Raw genomic sequence first — 18,612 nt, 5'->3', positions numbered from 1 at the left:
GCGCCGAGTACCCCATAATGGGGTGATCCCAAGGGAGAGAAACCGAGAGAGGGGTCTTCATGCAGGCTCTGGAAGAGCGCATCCGCCGTGACGGGATCGTCCGCGAGGGCAACATCCTCAAGGTCGACAACTTCCTCAACCACCAGTGCGACACCGCCCTCTACGACGAGCTCGGGGCCGAATGGGCGCGGCTCTTCGCCGGGCGCCCCGTGGACAAGATCCTGACCATCGAGTCCTCGGGCATCGGCCTCGCCTGCGTGGCGGCGCGCCACTTCGGCAACGTGCCGGTGGTCTTTGCCCGCAAGACCGAGTCGCTCAACCTCGACGGCAGCCAGTACCGCAGCCACATCGTGAGCTACACCAAGAAGCGCGAGTACGACGTCATCGTCGCCAAGCGCTTCATCCAGGAGGGCGAGCACATGCTCATCATCGACGACTTCCTGGCCATGGGCTGCGCCCTGAACGGCCTGCTCGAGATCTGCGAGGACGCCGGCGCTGTGGTGGAGGGCATCGGCATCGCCATCGAGAAGGGCTTCCAGCCCGGCGGCAAGAGCCTCCGCGAGCGCGGCTACAACCTGAAGTCGCTGGCCGTCGTGAGCTCCATGGACCCGGAGACCGGCGCCATCGAGTTCGCCTAGGGCGAGACGGGCGGGACGGCCCCGGCGTCTTCGGACGTCGGGGCCTTTTCCATGGGCCGAAGCCGCCCCTGCCGCGCCACAGTGGCGCGTCCCGCCAGAAAAGGGCCTTGGGGCCGAAGCCGCTACTCCCCCACCTCGACGAGCTCGATGTCGAAGTTCAGGGGCTTGCCGGCCAGGTCGTGGTTGGCGTCCACGGTCACGGCCTCCTCGGTGATGGAGGTCACGACGGCCGGGATGGGCTGGCCCATGGGGCCCTGGAGGAAGATGCGGTCGCCCTCGGAGAGCTGGTCCAGGTTGGGCACCTGGTCCACCGGGAAGCTCACCACGAGCTCCTCGCGGGGCTCGCCGTAGGCGTCGGCGGGCTCCAGGTGGGCGGTCCTCTTCTCACCCACCTCCATGTCCACGACGGCCTTGTCGAAGCCCGGGATCATCTGCCCGGCGCCGACGGTGAACTCCAGGGGCTCGCCGCGGTCGTAGGAGCTGTCGAACTGCGTGCCGTCGTCAAGGGTGCCGCGGTAGTGGACCTTGACCTTCTTGCCGGTGTTGTCTGCCATGGTGTCCCCCTTCTGGGAAGGTTCCTCTCGTACCAGCTGGTGCCTACCCGCCCGCGGCTCCCCCAAGCGTCAGGCGCCCACACTCCACGGATACCGGGCCGGCCGGCCCCTAGCGGCGGGCCTTGAGCGAGGCGAAGAGCCGAGGGTCGGCGCCCTTGACGAGGGAGATGACCCGGCCCTCGAGCATGGCCATGGAGGCGTCCTTGCGGCGGATGGGCACGAGCATGGCCCGCATCATGGCGCTCCGGGGCTGGGCGAGCTCCACGGCCATCTGGGCGCGCGGCGTGGAGATCATGGCCTCGATCTGGGCGCGCTTCTCCTCACGCGGGAGCGTGCAGGCGTCGTTGCAGACGTTCTCGATGCAGCCCACGAGGCGCTCGATGTAGCGGCGCTGCACCATCTCCACCGACGACGGGTCGGCCGAGAGGCCCCAGTGGTCGTAGAGGTCGAGCATCCAGCCGTGCTCCTCCTCGCGCTTCTCGTACATGCCGGGGCGCCAGCGGGCGGTCTCGCTCTCCGCACGGCTGCGGCCGAAGTGGTAGAAGCACTCGCCCATGACGCCCACGCGCCCGACGTCGCGGATGTAGTCGAGCACGAAGGGGAAGTCGTCCCAGAACGTGGGCCTGAAGCGCAGGCCCATCTCCTCGATGCGGCTCCTCAGGAACAGCTTGTTCCAGGGCACGTACAGGAGGTTCTGGTCGAAGAGGCGGAAGGCCTGGGAGCGGAACTCGGACCGGGTGGCGAAGACCTGCCCGTCCACGCGCTTGGCCTCGGTGAGGTGCTCGCCGCCGTTGCCGTAGAAGGTCTCGATGTAGAAGCCGGCCACCACGAGCTCGAGGTCGTTGGCCTCGGCGAAGGCAACCTCGCGCTCCAACATGGCCGACTCGACCCAGTCGTCGCCGTCGAGAAAGTGGATGTAGCGGCCCCGGGCGCGGTCGAGGGCGGTGTTGCGCGCCGCCGCGGCACCGTGGTTCTCGGTGTGGATGACCTCGATGCGCCAGTCCCGGGAGGCCAGGCGGTCGAGGATCTGGCCGGTGCGGTCGGTGGAGCCGTCGTCCACGACGATGAGCTCCCAGTCCCGCAGGGTCTGGTTCTGCACCGACTCCACGGCCCGGGCCACGTAGGCCTCGATGTTGTACGCAGGCATGATGAGCGTGACGGCGGGCGGCTTGGGAGACATAGGGCTGGAACCCCCTGACGGGTCGTGTGGTCAGAGGTAAATGTAGCAGCGTCACAATATAAGATTTAAAACGAGACGCGCCACCACACACCCGTCACCGAGCCTTCAGCAAACACCCACAGAGTCATCCGCGGAGCGTGCCCACGAGGACGCCGAGGGCCGCGCGGTCCACCCCGTCGCCCGCCATGGGGCAGGGCTCGGGCTCGGCGGCCGAGACGCCGGTCCCCGCGAGGGAGTCCGGCAGGTCCATGAGCTGCCCGGTGTCCATGTCGGTCCTGAGGGAGGAGAGGAGCTCCGGCCCGGCCTGGGCCGCCCCCTGGATGCCGCCGGCCACCGCGCGCTCGAAGAGCGACCAGCCCTCGCCGTCGAGCTCCACCACGTGGGAGACCGCGAGGCCCGTGGCCGCCGAGACCGGGGCCACGCAGGCGCCCTCGCCCCGGGCGGCGAAGAGGTCGGCGAGGGTGGTGGCCGCGCCGCCCGCCGTCACGGCGAGGTCGGTGGGGAGCGTGACCCGGTGGCTGTCCTTGGCCGTGTGGTCGACGCAGAGGAGCTCGGCCCCCTGGAGGGCCGGGGCGTCGGCGCGGACGTCGTCCACCGTGAGGACGAGGAACGTCTCGACGTCGGCGCCGGTGGGCTCGGAGCCCTCGGGGACCGCGAGGGCGTTGTCCCGGGACGCCACGGCCTCCTGCAGGACCCCGTCGCCCAGCGTGGAGGCGTTGGTCTCGTTGGCGAGGTGCCAGAGGGCCGGCAGGCCTGCGAGGAGGGCGCAGCCGATGGCGACGAGCACCGCCACCGCGACGGCGGTGCGGTGCCTGCCGGGCTTGGGGACGTCGGGTCGCTCGTACACGGCTGCCTCCTCGGATACGCGCCCCGGGACCCGGGGCCTTGGGTCAGAACACGAACCCGCTGGCGTTGACGCAGAGGCCGCAGACCACGGCCACGACGTAGAGCACGGCCACGATGGCCAGGTTCGACCGGAGCGGGCGGTTGGCCCTGAAGAGCACGAGCAGGCCCACGCCGGCACCCACGAGCAGGCCGCTGATCATGGCGCCGGAGCCCAGGGCCCCCTCGAGGAAGAGCTCGCTGATGAGGACGGAGGCGGCGCAGTTGGGGATGAGGCCCACGAGGCCGGCGTAGAAGACGGCCTGGCCGGGGTGGGCGAGCATGAAGGCGGCGAAGACGTCGGTGCCCACGGCCTCGATGACCACCTCGAGCACGAGGGTGATGACGAAGATGAACGCGGTCACCTGCACCGTGTGGACGAGGGCGCTCCGCCAGATGGAGCCGTGGCCGTGGGAGTGGGAATGGGGGTGCCCCTCGGCGCCGTGGCCGTGGCCGCAGGCCCCGTGACCGTCCCCGTCGTGGCAGCACCCGTGGCCGCGGGCCTCGGCCGGGAGCTCGTGGCCGCAGGACGGGCAGCACCCGCCGTGGGCCTCGGCCTCGGCGAGGTCGCCGTCGTCCTCGTAGACGCGCTCGGCGAGGCCCTCGACGTCGCCGCAGCCGCAGTGGTCGCGCTCGCACAGCTCGTGGATGCGCAGGGCGTTGGAGGTGGGTATGCGCAGCACGCGCACGGCGAGGTCCACGAGGAGGCCGGCCACCATGCCCACGGCCACCTTGAAGGCGAGGATGGCGGCGATCTGCGACACGGGCGCCCCGTTGGCCACGAAGACCGGCAGCATCTCGTCGGACGTGGACAGGATCACCGCCACGAGCGTGCCCACGGTCACCACGCGGGCGCTGTAGAGCGTGGCGCCCATGGCCGAGAAGCCGCACTGCGGCAGGGCCCCCAGGAGCGCGCCCACCACGGGCCCGGCCTTGCCGGCCCTGAGGATGACGCGCTCCGAGAACCCCGCCGCCCCGTGCTCCAGGGCCTCCATGGCCAGGTAGGTGACAAAGAGGAACGGGACGAGGACCAACGTGTCCTCGACGCTGTGCTCGAGCGAGTGCCCGAGCAGGTGCCAGAGACCCTCTTCCATACCGTTAGATCACATCCCGTTCTGATCGGAGGTTTCGGACCGGCGCCCTACTCGCCGTCCTTGCCGAAGGTGTCGCGGTCGGGCGCGATGGCCTTCATACCCTCGATCACCATCGCGAACAGCTCGTCGAGCTCCAAGCCGTTGATCTCGGCGCCGCGGCGGATGTCGTCGCGGTTGCAGCCCGCCGCGAAGCTCTTGGTCTTGAACTTCTTCTTGAGCGACTTCACGTTGAAGTCCATGACGCTCTTGGACGGGCGCATGGCCACGGCCGCCGTCACGAGGCCCGAGAGCTCGTCGCAGGCGTAGAGCATCTTCTCCATCTTGAGCTCGGGCGCGGGGAGCTCCGGGTTGAGGTCGGACTGGTGGGTCTGGATGGACTTGGCCAGCTCCGGCGAGGCCCCGGCCTCCTCGAGCAGGCGCGCCGTCTCCACGGTGTGCAGGTCGGGGTCGAACATCTCCCAGTCGAGGTCGTGGAGGAGCCCCACCTGGGTCCAGAAGTCCACGTTCTCCGGGTCGTACTCGGCGGCGAAGTGGCCCATGAGGCCGCCGACGGTCTCACCGTGCTGGACGTGGAAGGGGTCCTTGTTGTAGGTGGTGAGAAGGTCGTGGGCCTGCTCGTAGGTGAGCCCGCTCTCAAGGTTGGCCATGGCCGGTCCTCTCTCTCGCTCGCGGCCCGCAGCCGGGCCTACGAATGAACGTCGCGCCGACGTGCGGCGCCTGTCCTCGCAACCCAGGTGCTGTGCCACGGCCCGGGCCGCGCCACTCCCCTACCAGGTGACAAGTGCTGATGGGGGGTATTGTACCTCAACAAAGGTCAAACCCTCGGGGGGCGCCGTGGGGCCCGCCGCCTCGCGGTCGCATGCGGCCAGGACGTCGGCCACCCAGGACTCGGGCCTGCGGCCGGCGCCCACCTCCACGAGGGTGCCCACGACGATGCGCACCATGTTGTGGAGGAACGCGTTGGCCGCCACGTCCACGCACACGAGCTCCTCGCCGGCCTCCACCTGGCGCGAGACCGCGCACCCGGTGAGGCAGCGGAAGGTGCGCCGCCCCTCGGCCGACGACTTCTTGCAGAAGCTTCTGAAGTCGTGCTCGCCCACGAGGGCGCGGGCCGCGCGGTCCATGGCGCCCACGTCGAGCCCGTCGCGGAGCCACCAGACGTGGTCCGCCAGCAGCACCGGCTGGGGCCCGCACTTGATGCGGTAGCGGTAGCGGCGCCCTAGCGCGTCGAAGCGCGCCGAGAAGCCCGGCGCCGCGCGCCAGGCCCCCATGACCGAGATGTCCGGCGGCGTGAGGGCCGTGAGCGACCAGAGCAGGCGCCGGGCGGTGAGGCCCTCCCACTCCCCGCGCGTCACCGGCAGCGAGACGTGCTGGGCGACGGCCGAGACGCCGGCGTCCGTGCGCCCGGCGCAGGCGATCTCCACGGGCCTGCGGAGCAGGGTCTCCAGGGCGCGCACGAGCTCGCCCGCCACGGTGCGTTGCCCGTCCTGGGCTGCGAAGCCCGAGAAGCCGGCGCCCCGGTACCCCACCTTGAGCACGAGGGTCCCCGCGTCGGGGGCGCCCGTCGAGGTCGCGTCTGTCACGGCAGTCTCCTTCCTACAGGGCACAGCATAGGCACACGAGGGCCACCGCCGCCACCGCGCAGGCGACGTCGGCGGCCGAGAGGGGCCGGCGCACGGGGGTCCGGGGGCCGTAGCCCCAACAGCGGTCGGCCATGGCGCGGGCGCTCTCGTCGGCGCGGCGGAACAGGGCCACCACGAGCGGTGCCAGCACGAGGCGCCAGCGGGCGAGCCGGGCCACGGGGCCTCCGCCGTCGAGCATGACGCCGCGGGCCCGCTGGGCGTCGCGCACGCGCACGAGCTCCTCGGCGCAGAGCGGCACGAACCGGAGCACGAGCGAGGCCACCATGGCCCAGGAGTCCACGGGGGCGCCCAGGCGCCCGAGGGGCGAGAGCGCCCGGGAGAGGGCGTCCACGGTGGCCTGCGAGGGCGTCGTGGCCGTGTAGACGAGGGCCCAGGCCACGAGGGCCACGATGCGCAGCACGGCGGTGACGCCCCGCACGAGGCCCGGGAGGCTCACCCCCACGGTGCCGAGCAGCGCCACGTCGCCGGTGCCGTCGGCCACGAGGGCGTTGGCGGCCAGGGCCAGGGCGAGGACGACGGCCGTCGGGGCCACGGCCTCCCCGACCCGGCGCCAGGCGACCCCGGCGACGCGGGCGCACACCGCGGCCCCGGCCACCAGGGCGAGGACAACGGCGGGCGACGGGGCGGCGAAGGCGGCCACGGTGACGGCGAGGAGCCAGAGGATCTTAGGGCCGGCGGAGAGCCGCTGGAGCGGCCCGTCCAGACCGAGGTAGGCCCCGGGGACGGTGCGGATCACAGGAGCCCCGCCTCCCTCGCCACCGCGAGCTCCAGGGGGAGCCTCACGCCGGCCGCCTCGAAGGCGCCGGAGGACGGCCCCTGGGCGGCCGGGCCCTCCCACACCGTGCGGCCCCCGGCCACGAGGGCGAGGCGGTCGGCCACGGGGAGCCACTCCCCCACGTCGTGGCTGACCACGCACACGGCCGCGCCCCCGTCGGCGAGGGAGCGCGCCACGGCGTGCACGGCGGCGCGGCCCGGGCCGTCGAGGCCCACCGTGGGCTCGTCGAGGATGTAGGCGCCGGACGGACGGGCGACCACGGCGGCTAGGGCCGCGCGCCGCCGCTGGCCGCCCGAGAGGCACCAGGTGGGGCGGTCCCAGAGGGACTCGTCGAGCCCCACGGCGGCCAGGGCCGCGGCGGCCCTCCCGCGGGCCCCGGCCGGGTCGCACGGGGGCAGGGACGGCCCCATCATGACGTCCGCGAGCACGGAGTCGGCGAGGGTCTGGTCCTCGGGGCGCTGGAAGGCGATGCCCACGGCGCCGGCCCGCACGGGGGCGCCGTCGAGGGTGGCCGAGCCGGAGTCGGGCCCGAGGAGGCCCGCCGCCACGCGGGCGGCCGTGGTCTTGCCGCTGCCGGAGACGCCGGCCACGAGCGTCACGGCGCCCCGGGGCACGGCGAGGGAGAGGCCGGCGAGCACGGGGCCCGAGGGGGCCGACACGGAGACGCCCTCGAGCACGAGCCCGCCCGCGGCACCGGACGCCGTGGCGGGGCCTGAGGCCGGGCGCCGGCCGATGCCGCCCGCCGCTGCCGGGCCGAGGGCACGCGCGAGGGCGGCGGGGTCCGCCAGGAGCGAGAGCGGCAGGTCGGAGAGCACGAGGTCGCGCGCCCACGCCGCGGGGACGGACTCCCCCATGCCGGCCTCGGCCACGAGGTCGAGGTCGCAGAAGAAGTCCCGGGGGCTCCCCTGCCAGGCGACGCGGCCGCGGGCCATGACGGCCACCGACGTCGCCGACGCCACGTCGAGCACGTCGTGGGTGGCCCGCACGCGGCCGCAGGACGCCAGGGGCCCCTCCCCGAGGAGCGCCCGCACGCCGGCCCGCGCCCCCTCGTCGAGCTCGCCGCCCACCTCGTCGAGGGCGAGGTACGGGGGCTCCATGGCAAGCGCCGACGCGAGGGCGAGCCGCTGGGCCTGGCCACCGGAGAGCTCCGAGCACGGCTGCGCCGCGCGGTCCGCGAGCCCGACGGAGCCGAGGGCCCACGCGACGCGGCGCGCGACCTCCTCCGGGGCGAGCCCGAGGTTCCGGGGGCCGAAGGCCGCGTCCTCGCCCACCGTGGAGCCGAGGATGCGCGACTCCGGGTCCTGGGAGACGAGGCCCACGGCCCGGGCGGCCCCGAGGCGCGACGACCGGCCTGCCCCGACGGTCGCACCGTCGACCACGACCTCCCCGCGCCTCGGGGCGAGGCCGCCGTTCAGCGCCGAGAGGAGCGTGCTCTTGCCGGAGCCGTTGCGCCCCACGAGGCAGAGGTCCTCGCCCGGCCGCGCGGCCAGGGTGGCGTCCTCCACCGCCCAGGCCGCGTCCTCGCCGTAGGCGAGCCAGACGGCCCGTGTCTCGAGCATGCTCCCTCCCCTCTCCGTCGGGCGGTCAAAAAACGGGGCCCCGAAGTAACCTTCGAGGCCCCGTTGGTCTGTCGCTGCCGCAGGGGCGCCTACTCGGCGTCCTCGGCCTTCTCGGCGACCGGCTCCACCTTGGTGGGGGCGGCGGCCTTCTTCACCGGCTCGTTGACGAGCTCGATGATGGCGATCTCGGCGTTGTCGCCCTTGCGGGGGCCGAGCTTCATGATGCGGGTGTAGCCGCCGTTGCGGTCGGCCCACATGCCCTGCTCGGCCTTCTCGAAGACCTCGCGCACGATCTCCTTGTCGCCCACGGCGGCGATGGCGAGACGGCGGGAGTGCAGGTCGCCCTTCTTGGCCCACGTGATGACGCGGTCCACGTTGCCGCGGATGGCCTTCGCGCGGGGGAGCGTGGTCTTGATGCGGTCGTTGGCAAGCAGCGCCGCGACCAGGCTCTTCTTCATGGCCTTGGTATGGCTGGCATCGGTGCCGAGCTTCATACCGCGCTTCTTCTGGTGCCTCATGTTGCGTTACTCCTAAAAGTTCAGTGTCGTCGACGTCAGGCCTTGAGGCCGAGGCCCATGGACTCGAGCTTGTCCTTGACCTCCTCGATGGACTTCACGCCGAAGTTGCGAATGTTGAGCAGGTCGTTCTCGGAGAAGTCCACGAGCTGGCGCACGGAGTGGATGCCGGCGCGCTTGAGGCAGTTGTAGGAGCGGACCGAAAGGTCGAGCCCCTCGATGGCCTTGTCAAGCTCGCTGTTGTCGTCCTCCTCACCGGTGGCGAAGATGGAGACCTCCTCCTCGTCCTCGCCCTCCTCGTCCAGCGACATGAAGGCGCTCATGTGCTGGTTGATGATGTTGGCGGCGTCGACCACGGCCTCGCGGGGAGTCATGGCGCCGTTGGTCTCGATCTCGAGGACGAGGCGGTCGAAGTCGGTGTGCTGCCCCACGCGGCAGGGCTCGACGGTCTTGGCGCAGCGGCGCACCGGCGAGTAGAGGGAGTCGACGTGGATGACGCCGATGGCGTCGTTGTCGCCCTCGTTGCTCTCGCCGGACACGTAGCCGCGGCCGCAGCCCACGTACATGGTCATCTTGAGGTGCGCACCCTCGGCGAGGTGGCAGATGACCAGCTCGGGGTTGACCAGCTCGAAGCCGGCGGGGACGGAGAAGTCGGCGCCGGAGACGGTGGCGGGACCGTCGATGTTGACCTCGCACTCGGCGGTGTCGACGGAGCCGGTGCGCTGGAAGACGAGGCGCTTCACGTTGAGCACGATGTCAGTGACGTCCTCGTAGACGCCCTCGACGGTGGTGAACTCGTGCTGCACGCCGTCGATGCGGATGGCCTGGACGGCCGCCCCCTCCAGGGAGGAGAGGAGCACGCGGCGAATGGAGTTGCCCAGCGTGTCGCCGAAGCCGCGCTCGAGCGGCTCCACGGTCACGCGGGCGACGTCGCCCTTGACCTCTTCCACCGACACCTGCGGTCGGATGAACTCGGACATGTATACCTCCAACCGGGGTGACGGGCTACTTGGAGTAGAGCTCGACGATGAGCTGGGCGTTGATGTCGAGGTCGATCTGGTCGCGGGAGGGCACCTGGAGCACCTTGCCCGAGAGCTTCTCGATGTCGACCTCGAGCCACGACGGGACAGCCATGTGCTCGGAGGCGATGATGGCCTCCTTGATGGGAAGGAGGTCGGAGTACTTGGGGGCGACGGACACGACGTCGCCGCCCTTCACGCGGTAGGAGGGGATGTCCACGCGGTGGCCGTTCACCTGGATGTGGCCGTGGCGGACGGTCTGGCGGGCCTCCTTGCGGGTGCGGGCGAAGCCGAGGCGGAAGACGACGTTGTCGAGGCGGGTCTCCAGGATCGACATCAGGTTGTCGCCCGTGATGCCCTCGACCTTGAGGGCCTGCTCGTAGTAGCCGTGGAACTGCTTCTCGAGGACGCCGTAGATGAACTTGGCCTTCTGCTTCTCGCGGAGCTGACGGCCGTACTCGCTCTCCTGGCGACGCTGGCGCTTGGGCTGACGGTTGGACTTCTTGTTGATGCCCATGACAATGGGGTCGATGTCGAGAGCCCTGCACCGCTTCAGGACAGGAGTCCTATCAACTGCCATGCTTGTATTCCTTCCTGATCCTGATTACATGCGACGACGCTTGCACGGACGGCAACCGTTGTGCGGGATGGGGGTCTTGTCCTGGATGCTCGAGACCTCGAGGCCGGCGGCCTGGAGGGAGCGGATGGCGGTCTCGCGGCCGGAGCCGGGGCCCTTGGTGAACACGGCGACCTTGTGCATGCCGTGCTCCATGGCCGTCTTGGCGCAGGCCTCGGCGGCCATCTGGGCGGCGAAGGGGGTCGACTTGCGGGAGCCCTTGAAGCCCACGGTGCCGGCGGACTGCCAGGCGATCACGTTGCCCTGGGGGTCGGTGATGCTGATGATCGTGTTGTTGAAGGTGCTCTTGATGTGGGCCTGGCCCACAGCGATGTTCTTGCGCTCGGCACGACGGATGCGCGTCTGCTTCACGTTCTTCTTCTGAGCCATGTCTCTCCCTTAGCCCCTCTTCTTGGCACCGATCTGACGCTTCTTGCCCTTGCGGGTGCGAGCGTTGGTGTGGGTGCGCTGGCCGCGGACGGGCAGGCCCTTGCGGTGACGGAGGCCGCGGTAGCAGCCGATCTCCATCAGGCGGGCGATGTTGGTGCGGGTCTCGCGACGGAGGTCGCCCTCGACCGTGAGGTTCTGGTCGATGTAGTCGCGCATCTTGGAGACCTCGTCCTCGGTGAGGTCGCGGACGCGGGTGTCGGGATTCACGCCGGTGGCGGCGCAGATCTTCTCAGCGGTGGTGCGGCCGATGCCGTAGATATAGGTAAGACCGATCTCCACGCGCTTCTCGCGCGGGAGGTCGACGCCGTTGATACGGGCCAACTTGAAGCTCCTCTCGATTCTTTAACCCTGGCGCTGCTTGTGACGGGGGTTCTCGCAGATGACGAGGACCTTGCCGTGGCGCCTGATGATCTTGCACTTGTCGCACATCTTCTTGACGGAAGGACGTACCTTCATCTGTCATCCTTTCAAGTTGCGCTTGCTATATCTTCGCCCAGCCGCTGGCGTAAGTTTCTGCGGTTGGAATGCGAGGGCGTCGCCCTCCTATTTGTAGCGGTAGGTGATGCGCCCGCGGGTGAGGTCGTAGGGGGAGATCTCTACGACCACACGGTCGCCCGGGAGGATGCGGATGTAGTTCATCCGGATCTTGCCGGAGATCGTGCACAGGATGGTGTGACCGTTCTCAAGCTCGACGTTGAACATGGCATTGGGCAGGGGCTCGATGACCTTGCCCTCGAGCTCGATCGCGTCCTGTTTACTCACGTGGCAACCTTTCTCCACACGTTACGGCGATTTTCCAGTGTATCCGATGGTCCCCCACCCGTCCACGAGCACGACGGAGCAGGACCCCGTGACGGCGGTCCTGCACACAGGATGACCACGCTTGGCGTCAGTTCTGACCGCCCTCCATCGGGCACCAGGGACCCTGGTCGTCCTCGGTGAGGATGACCGGGCCGTCCTCGGTGATGGCGACGGTGTTCTCGTAGTGGGCCGCGCAGCCGCCGTCAGCGGTGACGACGGTCCACCGGTTGGGCATGACGCGGGAGGCGTAGTCGCGCTCCACGATCATGGGCTCGATGGCGATGACCATGCCGGCCTGGAGCTTGACACCCCGGCCGTGGTGCCCGTAGTTGGGGACGCTCGGCTCCTCGTGCATCTCGTGGCCCACGCCGTGGCCCACGTAGTCGCGGATGACCCCGAAGCCGTGGCGCTCGGCGTGCTCCTGCACGGCGTGGCCGATGTCGCCGAGGCGGTTGCCCGGGACGGCCTGCTTGATGGCGAGCTTGAGGCAGTCGCGGGTGACCTCGCAGAGCTCCTTGTGGGAGGGGGTGGGCGTACCGCAGTAGAACGTCCAGGCGTTGTCCCCCACCCAGCCGTTGAGGACGGCGCCGGTGTCGATGGACACGATGTCGCCGTCCTCGAGGATCACGTCCGCGGACGGGATGCCGTGGACGATCTCGTCGTTGATGGAGCAGCAGATGGAGGCCGGGAAGCCGCCGTAGCCCTTGAACGCGGGCACGCCGCCGTGCATGCGGATGATGCCCTCGGCCACGCGGTCGAGCTCGAGCGTGGAGACGCCGGGCACGATGCGCGCACCCACGCGGCGGAGCGCCGTCTTGGAGAGGGCGCCCGCGTTCTTCATCTGCTCGATCTCTTCGGGGAGCTTGATCTTGATCATGGGGGATCAGCGTCCTTTACAGGCCCAGGAGGGTCTTGACGTCGGCGTAGACCTCGTCCTGGGAGCGGTCGCCGTCCACCTCGCGAAGCAGGCCCTTGTCGCGGTAGTAGCCCACGAGCGGTGCCGTGGACTCCTCGTAGACGTCGAGGCGCTGCTTGATGGTCTCGGGCTTGTCGTCGTCGCGCTGGTACATCTCGCCGCCGTCGCGCGGGCAGGTCTCGTCCGCGGCGGTGCCGGTGTAGCCGCAGGTGCGGCAGGTACGCCTCGAGCTCAGGCGCTCAACGATGACCTCGGGCTCCACGGAGACGAGGAGCGCGGCGTCGAGGCTGACGCCCATCCCGGCGAGCTCCGCGTCGAGGGACTCGGCCTGGGAGGTGTTGCGGGGAAAGCCGTCGAGGATGAAGCCCGCGGCGGCCTCGGGGGTGCCCAGGCGCTCCTTGACAAGGCCGATGACCACGGAGTCCGGCACGAGCTTGCCGGCGTCCATATAGCCCTTGGCCTCCTTGCCGAGCTCCGTGCCGGCCTTGACGGCGGCGCGGAGCAGGTCGCCCGTGGAGATGTGGTCGAAGCCGAACTCCTCCACGAGCTTCTGGGCCTGGGTGCCCTTGCCGGCGCCGGGCGCCCCGAGAAGAACGATGTTCATGGTGTCTCCTTACGTTGGGGCGCTCCGGCGCCGGGATGTGGCATCTAGCGGATGAACAGGCCCTCGTAGTCGTGGGTCTTCAGCTGGCTCTCCACCTGGGTGAGGGTGTCGAGGGCGACGCCCACCATGATGAGGATGGAGGTGCCGCCGAAGGCCTGGATGAGGGTGTTCGACGTGAACGTGAACAGGATCGAGGGGGCGACCGCGATCACGGCCAGGAAGAGCGCGCCCGGCAGGGTGATGTGATCGAGGACGCCCTTGATGTAGGCGGCCGTGGCGGCGCCGGGGCGCACGCCGGGGATGTAGCCGCCCTGCTTGCGGAGCTGGTCGGCCGTCTCCTCCGGGTTGAACACCATGGAGGTGTAGAAGTACGCGAAGGCGACGATGAGCAGCACCGACAGGATCCAGTTGAGCCAACCGGCCGAGACCGCGTTGGCGAAGACCTGCATCCAGCCCACCGTGGGGAAAAACACGGCGATCTGGGCCGGGAAGTACAGGATGGCCGAGGCGAAGATGATGGGGATGACGCCGGCGGTGTTCACCTTGACCGGGAGGTAGGTGGACTGGCCGCCCATCACGCGACGGCCCTGTACACGCTTGGCGTAGGACACCGGGATGCGGCGCTGGCCGCGCTCGATGTAGATGATGAACGGGATGACGGCCAGGATCACCAGCACCACGAGCACGGTCATGAGGGCGCCGTTGTCGCCCTGGGAGACCGAGCTGAAGATGGCCGCGGGAAGGCCGGCCATGATGTTGGCGAAGATGATGAGCGACATGCCGTTGCCCACACCGCGCTGGGTGATGACCTCGCCGAGCCACATGATGATCATGGCGCCGGCCAGCATGGTGACGACCACCATGACGTCCATGAGCCACTCGGGGGCGGGGATGCCCGTGAAGTTGATGCCGTAGGCGTCGCTCTTGAACAGGAAGAGGTAGCCCACCGCGTTGAGCAGCGCGAGCCCCACGGTGATGTAGCGGGTGTACTGAGTGATCTTGCGCTGACCGGCATCGCCCTCCTTGGCGAGCTCGCCGAGGGAGGGAATCACGGCCTGGAGCATCTGCATGATGATCTGGGCCGTGATGTAGGGCATGATGCCGAGGCTGAAGACCGACACGCGGGCGAGCGCGCCGCCACTGAACAGGTTCAGGAGGGCGAGCGCGCTCTGATCGCCGAGTGCGGTCTGGAATTGGTTGAGCATGCCCTCGAAGGGGATGCCCGGCACCGGCACGTAGGCGCCGATGCGGTACAGCACGAGGATGCCGATCGTCAGCAAGATCTTGTCACGGAGTTCCTTCACACGGAACGCGTTGGCAATACCTTTTAGCACGATTACTCGACCTTTCCTCCGGCTGCCTCGATCTTCTTCTGGGCAGAGGCGGACACCTTGTCGACCTTGACGGTGAGGGCCTTGGTGAGCTCGCCGTCGCCGAGGACCTTCACGGGCGTGGAGGCCTTCTTGATGATGCCCTTGGCCTCGAGGGAGGCGCCGTCCACCACGTCGCCGGCCTCGAACTTGGCCTCGAGGCGGTCGAGGTTGACGGGGGCGTACTCCACGCGGTTGGGGTTCTTGAAGCCGGGGAGCTTGGGCAGGCGCATGGCGAGCGGGTTCTGGCCGCCCTCGAAGCCGGCGCCCTTGCCGCCGCCGGAGCGGGAGAGCTGACCCTTGGTGCCGCGGCCGGCGGTGGTGCCGTGACCGGAGGAGTTGCCGCGACCGATGCGCTTGCGCTTCTTCTTGGCACCGTCTGCGGGACGGAGATCATTGAGCTGCATGGGGGTACTCCTAGTTCTCTTCCACTTCGACCAGGTGCTTGATCTTGAAGACCATGCCCCTGATGCTGGGGTTGTCGGGCTGCTCGACGACGTCGCCGATACGACGGAGGCCGAGGGCGCGGGCGGTACGCGTCTGGTCGCCCTTGACCTGGGTGACCGCGCTCCTGACGAGCTTGATCTTGAGGGTGTTGGCCATCGTTAGTTCTCCTTCGTGCCGAACATCTGGGCCACGGTGATGCCGCGACGCTCAGCGGTCTGCTCGGGGCTCTCAAGCTGCTTGAGGCCGTCGGCCGCCGCCTTGATGACGTTCATGGCGTTGGTGGTGCCGAGCGACTTCGACATGACGTTCTTGATGCCGGCGAGCTCGAACAGCGGGCGCACGGAGCCACCGGAGATGACACCGGTACCCTCGATGGCGGGCTGGATCAGCACGCGGCCGGCGCCGAAGTGGCCCATGACCTTGTGGGGGATGGAGCCCTCGTCGGTGACGGGCACGTGGAACATGTTCTTCTTGGCGTCGTCGACGGCCTTCTGGATGGCCAGGGGCACCTCGGCGGACTTGCCCATGCCGAGGCCGACGTTGCCCTTGCCGTCGCCCACGGCCACGAGGGCGACGAGGGAGAAGCGGCGGCCGCCCTTGACGACCTTGGACACACGGTGGATGAAGACGACGCGCTCCTGGAGATCGGAGGCGTCACGCTGCTTCGGGTTACGAGCCATCTGTCATACCTCCTAGAACTTCAGGCCCGCAGCGCGGGCACCATCGGCGAGGGCCTTGACGCGGCCATGGTAGATGCGGCCGCCACGGTCGAACGTGACGGTGGTGACGCCCTTGGCGAGCGCGCGCTCGCCGATGAGCTTGCCCACGATCTCGGCGGCCTCCTTGTTGGAGCCCAGCTTGCCGGTGGCGCGGAACTCGGGGTCGAGGGTGGAGCAGGTGCAGATGGTCTTGGCGTCGACGTCGTCGATCACCTGCGCGTAGATGTTGGCGTTGGTGCGGTGCACCGAGAGGCGCGGACGCTCCGCGGTTCCGGTGATCTTGCTGCGGACGCGACGCTCGCGGCGCTTGAGCCCGAGCTTCTTCGCCTTCTGCTTGTTCATGGAAACAGTCTCCTTCTATCACGCCGCCACCTGACGGGGTGGCGGACTTGAAAACCGGGCGCAGGCGCTACTTGGCGGCCTTACCGAGCTTGCGGCGCACGTGCTCGTCCTCGTAGCGGATGCCCTTGCCCTTGTAGGGCTCGGGGGGACGCTTGGCGCGGATCTCGGCGGCAACCTGGCCGACCTGCTCCTTGGAGATGCCCTTCACCACGATGTGGGTGTTGTCGGGGACCTCGAAGGAGATGTTCTCCGGGGCCGCCATGATGACGGGGTGGGAGTAGCCCAGGGAGAGGTCGAGGTCGCGGCCCTTGAGGGCGGCGCGGTAACCCACGCCGACCAGCTGCAGGCGCTTCTCGAAGCCCTGGGACACGCCCAGGACCATGTTGTGCACGAGGGTGCGGGAGAGACCCCACTGGGCGTTGGCCTCGCGGGTCTCGTTCTCGGGGGCGACGAGCACCTCGTCACCCTCGACCTTGAAGGACACCAGGGGCGAGAAGGTGCGGGTGAGCTCGCCCTTCGGGCCCTTGACGGTCACGGTGCTGTTGTCGACTGCCACGGTGACTCCGGCGGGAATCTGGACAGGCATCTTGCCGATACGGGACACGGTATCTCCTTTCAGTCCTGCCGGGTTACCACACGAAGGCGATGATCTCGCCGCCGACGCCGGCCTTGCGGGCGTCGCGGTCGCACATCATGCCACGGGAGGTGGAGATCACGGCAGTGCCGAGGCCGCCCAGCACGCGGGGCAGGTCGGCAGCGGAAGAGTACTTGCGCAGACCGGGCTTGGAGATGCGCTTGATGCCCTTGATGGTGCGGGCGCGCTTGGGCCCGTACTTGAGGGTGATGACGAGGGTCTTCTGGGGCTTGGTGTCGTTCACCACGTAGCCCTCGACGTAGCCCTCCTCCTGGAGCACACGGGCGATCTCGACGAGCACCTTGGTGGACGGCATGGCCACCTCGGCCTTGCCGACGGTGTTCGCGTTGCGGATGCGCGTGAGCATGTCGCTGATGGGGTCGTTCACGTTCATGCAGATTCTCCTTCGTTACGGATGAAACCACCACGATCGGTTCGTCGGCACCCGTGGCGCCGACGCCTTCTCGCGGGTCCTCCTCCGAGGTCCCCCAGCCTTACCAGCTGGCCTTGCGGACACCGGGGAGATCGCCCTTGTTCGCCAGCTCGCGCAGGCAGACACGGCACAGGCCGAACTTGCGGTACACCGAGTGCGGACGGCCGCACCGCTGGCAGCGGCGCTGCGTGCGCGTGGAGTACTTCGGCGTGCGCTGGGCCTTGACGATCATCGAAGTCTTAGCCACAAATCCTCCTTCATCAATGCGGCCCGGCAGCCGCCGGGCGACACATGGAAACCTGGTTTACTTGCCGTTCTTCTTGAACGGGAAGTTGAAGCCCTCGAGCAGGGCCTTGCCCTCCTCGTCGGTGGCGGCGGTGGTGACGATGGTGATGTCCATGCCGCGGGTGTGGTCGACCTTGTCGAAGTCGATCTCAGGGAAGATCGTCTGCTCGGTCACGCCGAGGGAGTAGTTGCCGCGGCCGTCGAAGCTCTTGACGGGGAGGCCGCGGAAGTCGCGGATGCGCGGGATGGCGATGTCGATGAGACGGTCGAGGAAGTCCCACATGCGGTCCTTGCGCAGGGTCACCTTGGCGCCGATGGGCATGCCGGCACGGAGGTGGAAGGTGGCGATGGACTTGCGGGCGCGGGTGACCATGGGCTGCTGGCCCGTGATGGTGCGGAGGTCGGCGACGGCGGCGTCGATGGCCTTGGCGTCGGTGGCGGCCTCGCCCACGCCCATGTTCACGACGATCTTCTCGATCTGCGGGACGGTCATGGGGTTGGTGTAGCCGAACTGCTCGATGAGCTTGGCGCGCACCTCGTCCTCGTACCTGGTCTTGAGGCGGGGGACGTACTTCTCTTCTGCCATGGTTCTCCTTCTGGGGTTTTAAGCGCGGGGCTGTCCTATGGCTCCGGGGTCCTCGCGCCCCCTGGTCATGGTCTTTGGCCAGGGGCCGGCACAGTGCAATTCAGAATCATAGGACAGAGTCAATGGCGGGCACGCGAGAATCGTGTCCGCCACACAATGAATCCGACAAAAACGGGCCCCGACGACCGTGTCGCCGGGGCCCGTTGTCAGGCGCTGGCCGGGTTCCTTAGAACTGGGCGCCGCACTTCTTGCAGACGCGGACCTTCTTGCCCTCGTCGTTCCAGTCGTGGCCCACGCGGGTGGCCTTGTCGCAGCTCGGGCAGACAAGCATCACGTTGGACACGTAGATGGGGGCCTCCTGGCTCACGATGCCGCCCTGGGGGTTGGCCTGGGTCGGGCGCATGGCCTTCTTGACCATGGCGACGCCCTCGACGACCACGCGGCCCTCGGAGGGCAGCGCACGCAGCACCTTGCCGCGGGCGCCCTTGTCCTTGCCGGAGATGACCTCGACGAGGTCGCCCTTCTTGACGTTCATCTTAGGCATATCGTC

At 69.1% G+C, this 18,612-nt stretch carries 28 protein-coding genes; 1 reads left to right on the top strand and 27 read right to left on the bottom strand.

Features of this window, described 5'->3' with window-relative positions:
* Positions 1–59 precede the first annotated feature (59 nt).
* Positions 60–638, top strand: coding sequence for a xanthine phosphoribosyltransferase (locus NFR49_RS08735; protein WP_251159215.1), 579 nt, complete (start codon positions 60–62; stop codon positions 636–638).
* Between the two features lie 122 nt (positions 639–760).
* Here the strand turns inward: NFR49_RS08735 and NFR49_RS08730 are convergent, their stop codons facing one another.
* From NFR49_RS08730 to rplX, 27 genes are all read right to left on the bottom strand, one after another.
* Positions 761–1,192, bottom strand: coding sequence for an FKBP-type peptidyl-prolyl cis-trans isomerase (locus tag NFR49_RS08730; protein WP_251159214.1), 432 nt, complete (start codon positions 1,190–1,192; stop codon positions 761–763).
* Positions 1,193–1,301: 109 nt separating this feature from the next.
* The gene (locus tag NFR49_RS08725; protein ID WP_251159213.1) at positions 1,302–2,372 is read right to left on the bottom strand and encodes a glycosyltransferase family 2 protein; all 1,071 of its coding nucleotides are present in this window, start codon (positions 2,370–2,372) and stop codon (positions 1,302–1,304) included.
* Between the two features lie 124 nt (positions 2,373–2,496).
* Positions 2,497–3,219 carry a hypothetical protein gene (locus NFR49_RS08720; RefSeq protein WP_251159212.1) on the bottom strand — a complete coding sequence of 241 codons (723 nt, stop codon included), beginning with the start codon at positions 3,217–3,219 and terminating at the stop codon, positions 2,497–2,499.
* Positions 3,220–3,262: 43 nt separating this feature from the next.
* Positions 3,263–4,348 (bottom strand): putative manganese transporter, encoded by a 1,086-nt coding sequence (locus NFR49_RS08715; RefSeq protein WP_251159211.1) that lies wholly within the window; start codon positions 4,346–4,348, stop codon positions 3,263–3,265.
* 47 nt (positions 4,349–4,395) lie between these two features.
* Positions 4,396–4,995, bottom strand: a complete 600-nt coding sequence (locus NFR49_RS08710) for an HD family phosphohydrolase (protein ID WP_251159210.1) — start codon at positions 4,993–4,995, stop codon at positions 4,396–4,398.
* A 120-nt stretch (positions 4,996–5,115) separates the two neighbouring features.
* The gene (gene truA / locus NFR49_RS08705) at positions 5,116–5,931 is read right to left on the bottom strand and encodes a tRNA pseudouridine(38-40) synthase TruA (RefSeq protein ID WP_251159209.1); all 816 of its coding nucleotides are present in this window, start codon (positions 5,929–5,931) and stop codon (positions 5,116–5,118) included.
* 13 nt (positions 5,932–5,944) lie between these two features.
* On the bottom strand, positions 5,945–6,727 hold the full coding sequence (locus tag NFR49_RS08700) for an energy-coupling factor transporter transmembrane component T family protein (protein ID WP_251159208.1): 783 nt from the start codon (positions 6,725–6,727) through the stop codon (positions 5,945–5,947).
* A complete protein-coding gene (locus tag NFR49_RS08695; RefSeq protein ID WP_251159207.1) occupies positions 6,724–8,325 on the bottom strand; it encodes an ATP-binding cassette domain-containing protein in 1,602 nt (533 codons plus the stop codon). Before NFR49_RS08695 ends, NFR49_RS08700 begins: the two co-directional genes overlap by 4 nt.
* An 89-nt stretch (positions 8,326–8,414) precedes the next feature.
* Positions 8,415–8,843: a 50S ribosomal protein L17 gene (gene rplQ, locus NFR49_RS08690; RefSeq protein WP_204407064.1), complete on the bottom strand. Its 429-nt coding sequence runs from the start codon at positions 8,841–8,843 to the stop codon at positions 8,415–8,417.
* 35 nt (positions 8,844–8,878) lie between these two features.
* Positions 8,879–9,820, bottom strand: coding sequence for a DNA-directed RNA polymerase subunit alpha (locus NFR49_RS08685; protein ID WP_135978825.1), 942 nt, complete (start codon positions 9,818–9,820; stop codon positions 8,879–8,881).
* A gap of 25 nt (positions 9,821–9,845) precedes the next feature.
* Positions 9,846–10,439 carry a 30S ribosomal protein S4 gene (gene rpsD / locus NFR49_RS08680; RefSeq protein WP_135978826.1) on the bottom strand — a complete coding sequence of 198 codons (594 nt, stop codon included), beginning with the start codon at positions 10,437–10,439 and terminating at the stop codon, positions 9,846–9,848.
* A gap of 24 nt (positions 10,440–10,463) precedes the next feature.
* Entirely contained in the window at positions 10,464–10,865 is a 402-nt protein-coding gene (gene rpsK, locus NFR49_RS08675; protein WP_135978827.1) for a 30S ribosomal protein S11, read from the bottom strand.
* A gap of 9 nt (positions 10,866–10,874) precedes the next feature.
* On the bottom strand, positions 10,875–11,246 hold the full coding sequence (gene rpsM / locus NFR49_RS08670; RefSeq protein WP_135978828.1) for a 30S ribosomal protein S13: 372 nt from the start codon (positions 11,244–11,246) through the stop codon (positions 10,875–10,877).
* Positions 11,247–11,267: 21 nt separating this feature from the next.
* Positions 11,268–11,381 carry a 50S ribosomal protein L36 gene (rpmJ, locus tag NFR49_RS08665; RefSeq protein ID WP_006363204.1) on the bottom strand — a complete coding sequence of 38 codons (114 nt, stop codon included), beginning with the start codon at positions 11,379–11,381 and terminating at the stop codon, positions 11,268–11,270.
* A gap of 87 nt (positions 11,382–11,468) precedes the next feature.
* Complete coding sequence (gene infA / locus NFR49_RS08660) at positions 11,469–11,687, bottom strand: translation initiation factor IF-1 (protein WP_135978829.1); 219 nt, start codon at positions 11,685–11,687, stop codon at positions 11,469–11,471.
* A gap of 127 nt (positions 11,688–11,814) precedes the next feature.
* Positions 11,815–12,603, bottom strand: coding sequence for a type I methionyl aminopeptidase (gene map, locus NFR49_RS08655; protein WP_251159206.1), 789 nt, complete (start codon positions 12,601–12,603; stop codon positions 11,815–11,817).
* A 16-nt stretch (positions 12,604–12,619) separates the two neighbouring features.
* Entirely contained in the window at positions 12,620–13,246 is a 627-nt protein-coding gene (locus tag NFR49_RS08650; RefSeq protein ID WP_251159205.1) for an adenylate kinase, read from the bottom strand.
* Positions 13,247–13,290: 44 nt separating this feature from the next.
* The gene (gene secY / locus NFR49_RS08645) at positions 13,291–14,580 is read right to left on the bottom strand and encodes a preprotein translocase subunit SecY (protein ID WP_135978832.1); all 1,290 of its coding nucleotides are present in this window, start codon (positions 14,578–14,580) and stop codon (positions 13,291–13,293) included.
* Positions 14,581–14,582: 2 nt separating this feature from the next.
* A complete protein-coding gene (gene rplO, locus NFR49_RS08640; RefSeq protein ID WP_135978833.1) occupies positions 14,583–15,023 on the bottom strand; it encodes a 50S ribosomal protein L15 in 441 nt (146 codons plus the stop codon).
* A 10-nt stretch (positions 15,024–15,033) separates the two neighbouring features.
* On the bottom strand, positions 15,034–15,219 hold the full coding sequence (rpmD, locus tag NFR49_RS08635) for a 50S ribosomal protein L30 (RefSeq protein ID WP_135978834.1): 186 nt from the start codon (positions 15,217–15,219) through the stop codon (positions 15,034–15,036).
* A 2-nt stretch (positions 15,220–15,221) separates the two neighbouring features.
* Positions 15,222–15,743 carry a 30S ribosomal protein S5 gene (gene rpsE / locus NFR49_RS08630; RefSeq protein WP_135978835.1) on the bottom strand — a complete coding sequence of 174 codons (522 nt, stop codon included), beginning with the start codon at positions 15,741–15,743 and terminating at the stop codon, positions 15,222–15,224.
* 12 nt (positions 15,744–15,755) lie between these two features.
* Positions 15,756–16,124 (bottom strand): 50S ribosomal protein L18, encoded by a 369-nt coding sequence (rplR, locus tag NFR49_RS08625; RefSeq protein ID WP_135978836.1) that lies wholly within the window; start codon positions 16,122–16,124, stop codon positions 15,756–15,758.
* A gap of 67 nt (positions 16,125–16,191) precedes the next feature.
* Entirely contained in the window at positions 16,192–16,728 is a 537-nt protein-coding gene (rplF, locus tag NFR49_RS08620) for a 50S ribosomal protein L6 (protein ID WP_251159204.1), read from the bottom strand.
* A 25-nt stretch (positions 16,729–16,753) separates the two neighbouring features.
* Positions 16,754–17,152, bottom strand: a complete 399-nt coding sequence (gene rpsH / locus NFR49_RS08615) for a 30S ribosomal protein S8 (protein WP_135978838.1) — start codon at positions 17,150–17,152, stop codon at positions 16,754–16,756.
* Positions 17,153–17,252: 100 nt separating this feature from the next.
* Positions 17,253–17,438: a type Z 30S ribosomal protein S14 gene (locus tag NFR49_RS08610; RefSeq protein ID WP_135978839.1), complete on the bottom strand. Its 186-nt coding sequence runs from the start codon at positions 17,436–17,438 to the stop codon at positions 17,253–17,255.
* Between the two features lie 57 nt (positions 17,439–17,495).
* Entirely contained in the window at positions 17,496–18,062 is a 567-nt protein-coding gene (rplE, locus tag NFR49_RS08605; RefSeq protein ID WP_135978840.1) for a 50S ribosomal protein L5, read from the bottom strand.
* Positions 18,063–18,288: 226 nt separating this feature from the next.
* The gene (gene rplX, locus NFR49_RS08600; RefSeq protein WP_204406481.1) at positions 18,289–18,606 is read right to left on the bottom strand and encodes a 50S ribosomal protein L24; all 318 of its coding nucleotides are present in this window, start codon (positions 18,604–18,606) and stop codon (positions 18,289–18,291) included.
* Between the last annotated feature and the right edge of the window lie 6 nt (positions 18,607–18,612).

This window comes from Caniella muris (assembly GCF_943193035.1).
Lineage (GTDB): Bacteria > Actinomycetota > Coriobacteriia > Coriobacteriales > Atopobiaceae > Granulimonas > Granulimonas faecalis.
The sequence above is the reverse complement of the archived record's forward strand: the minus strand, read 5'-3'. Positions and strand labels throughout refer to the sequence as shown.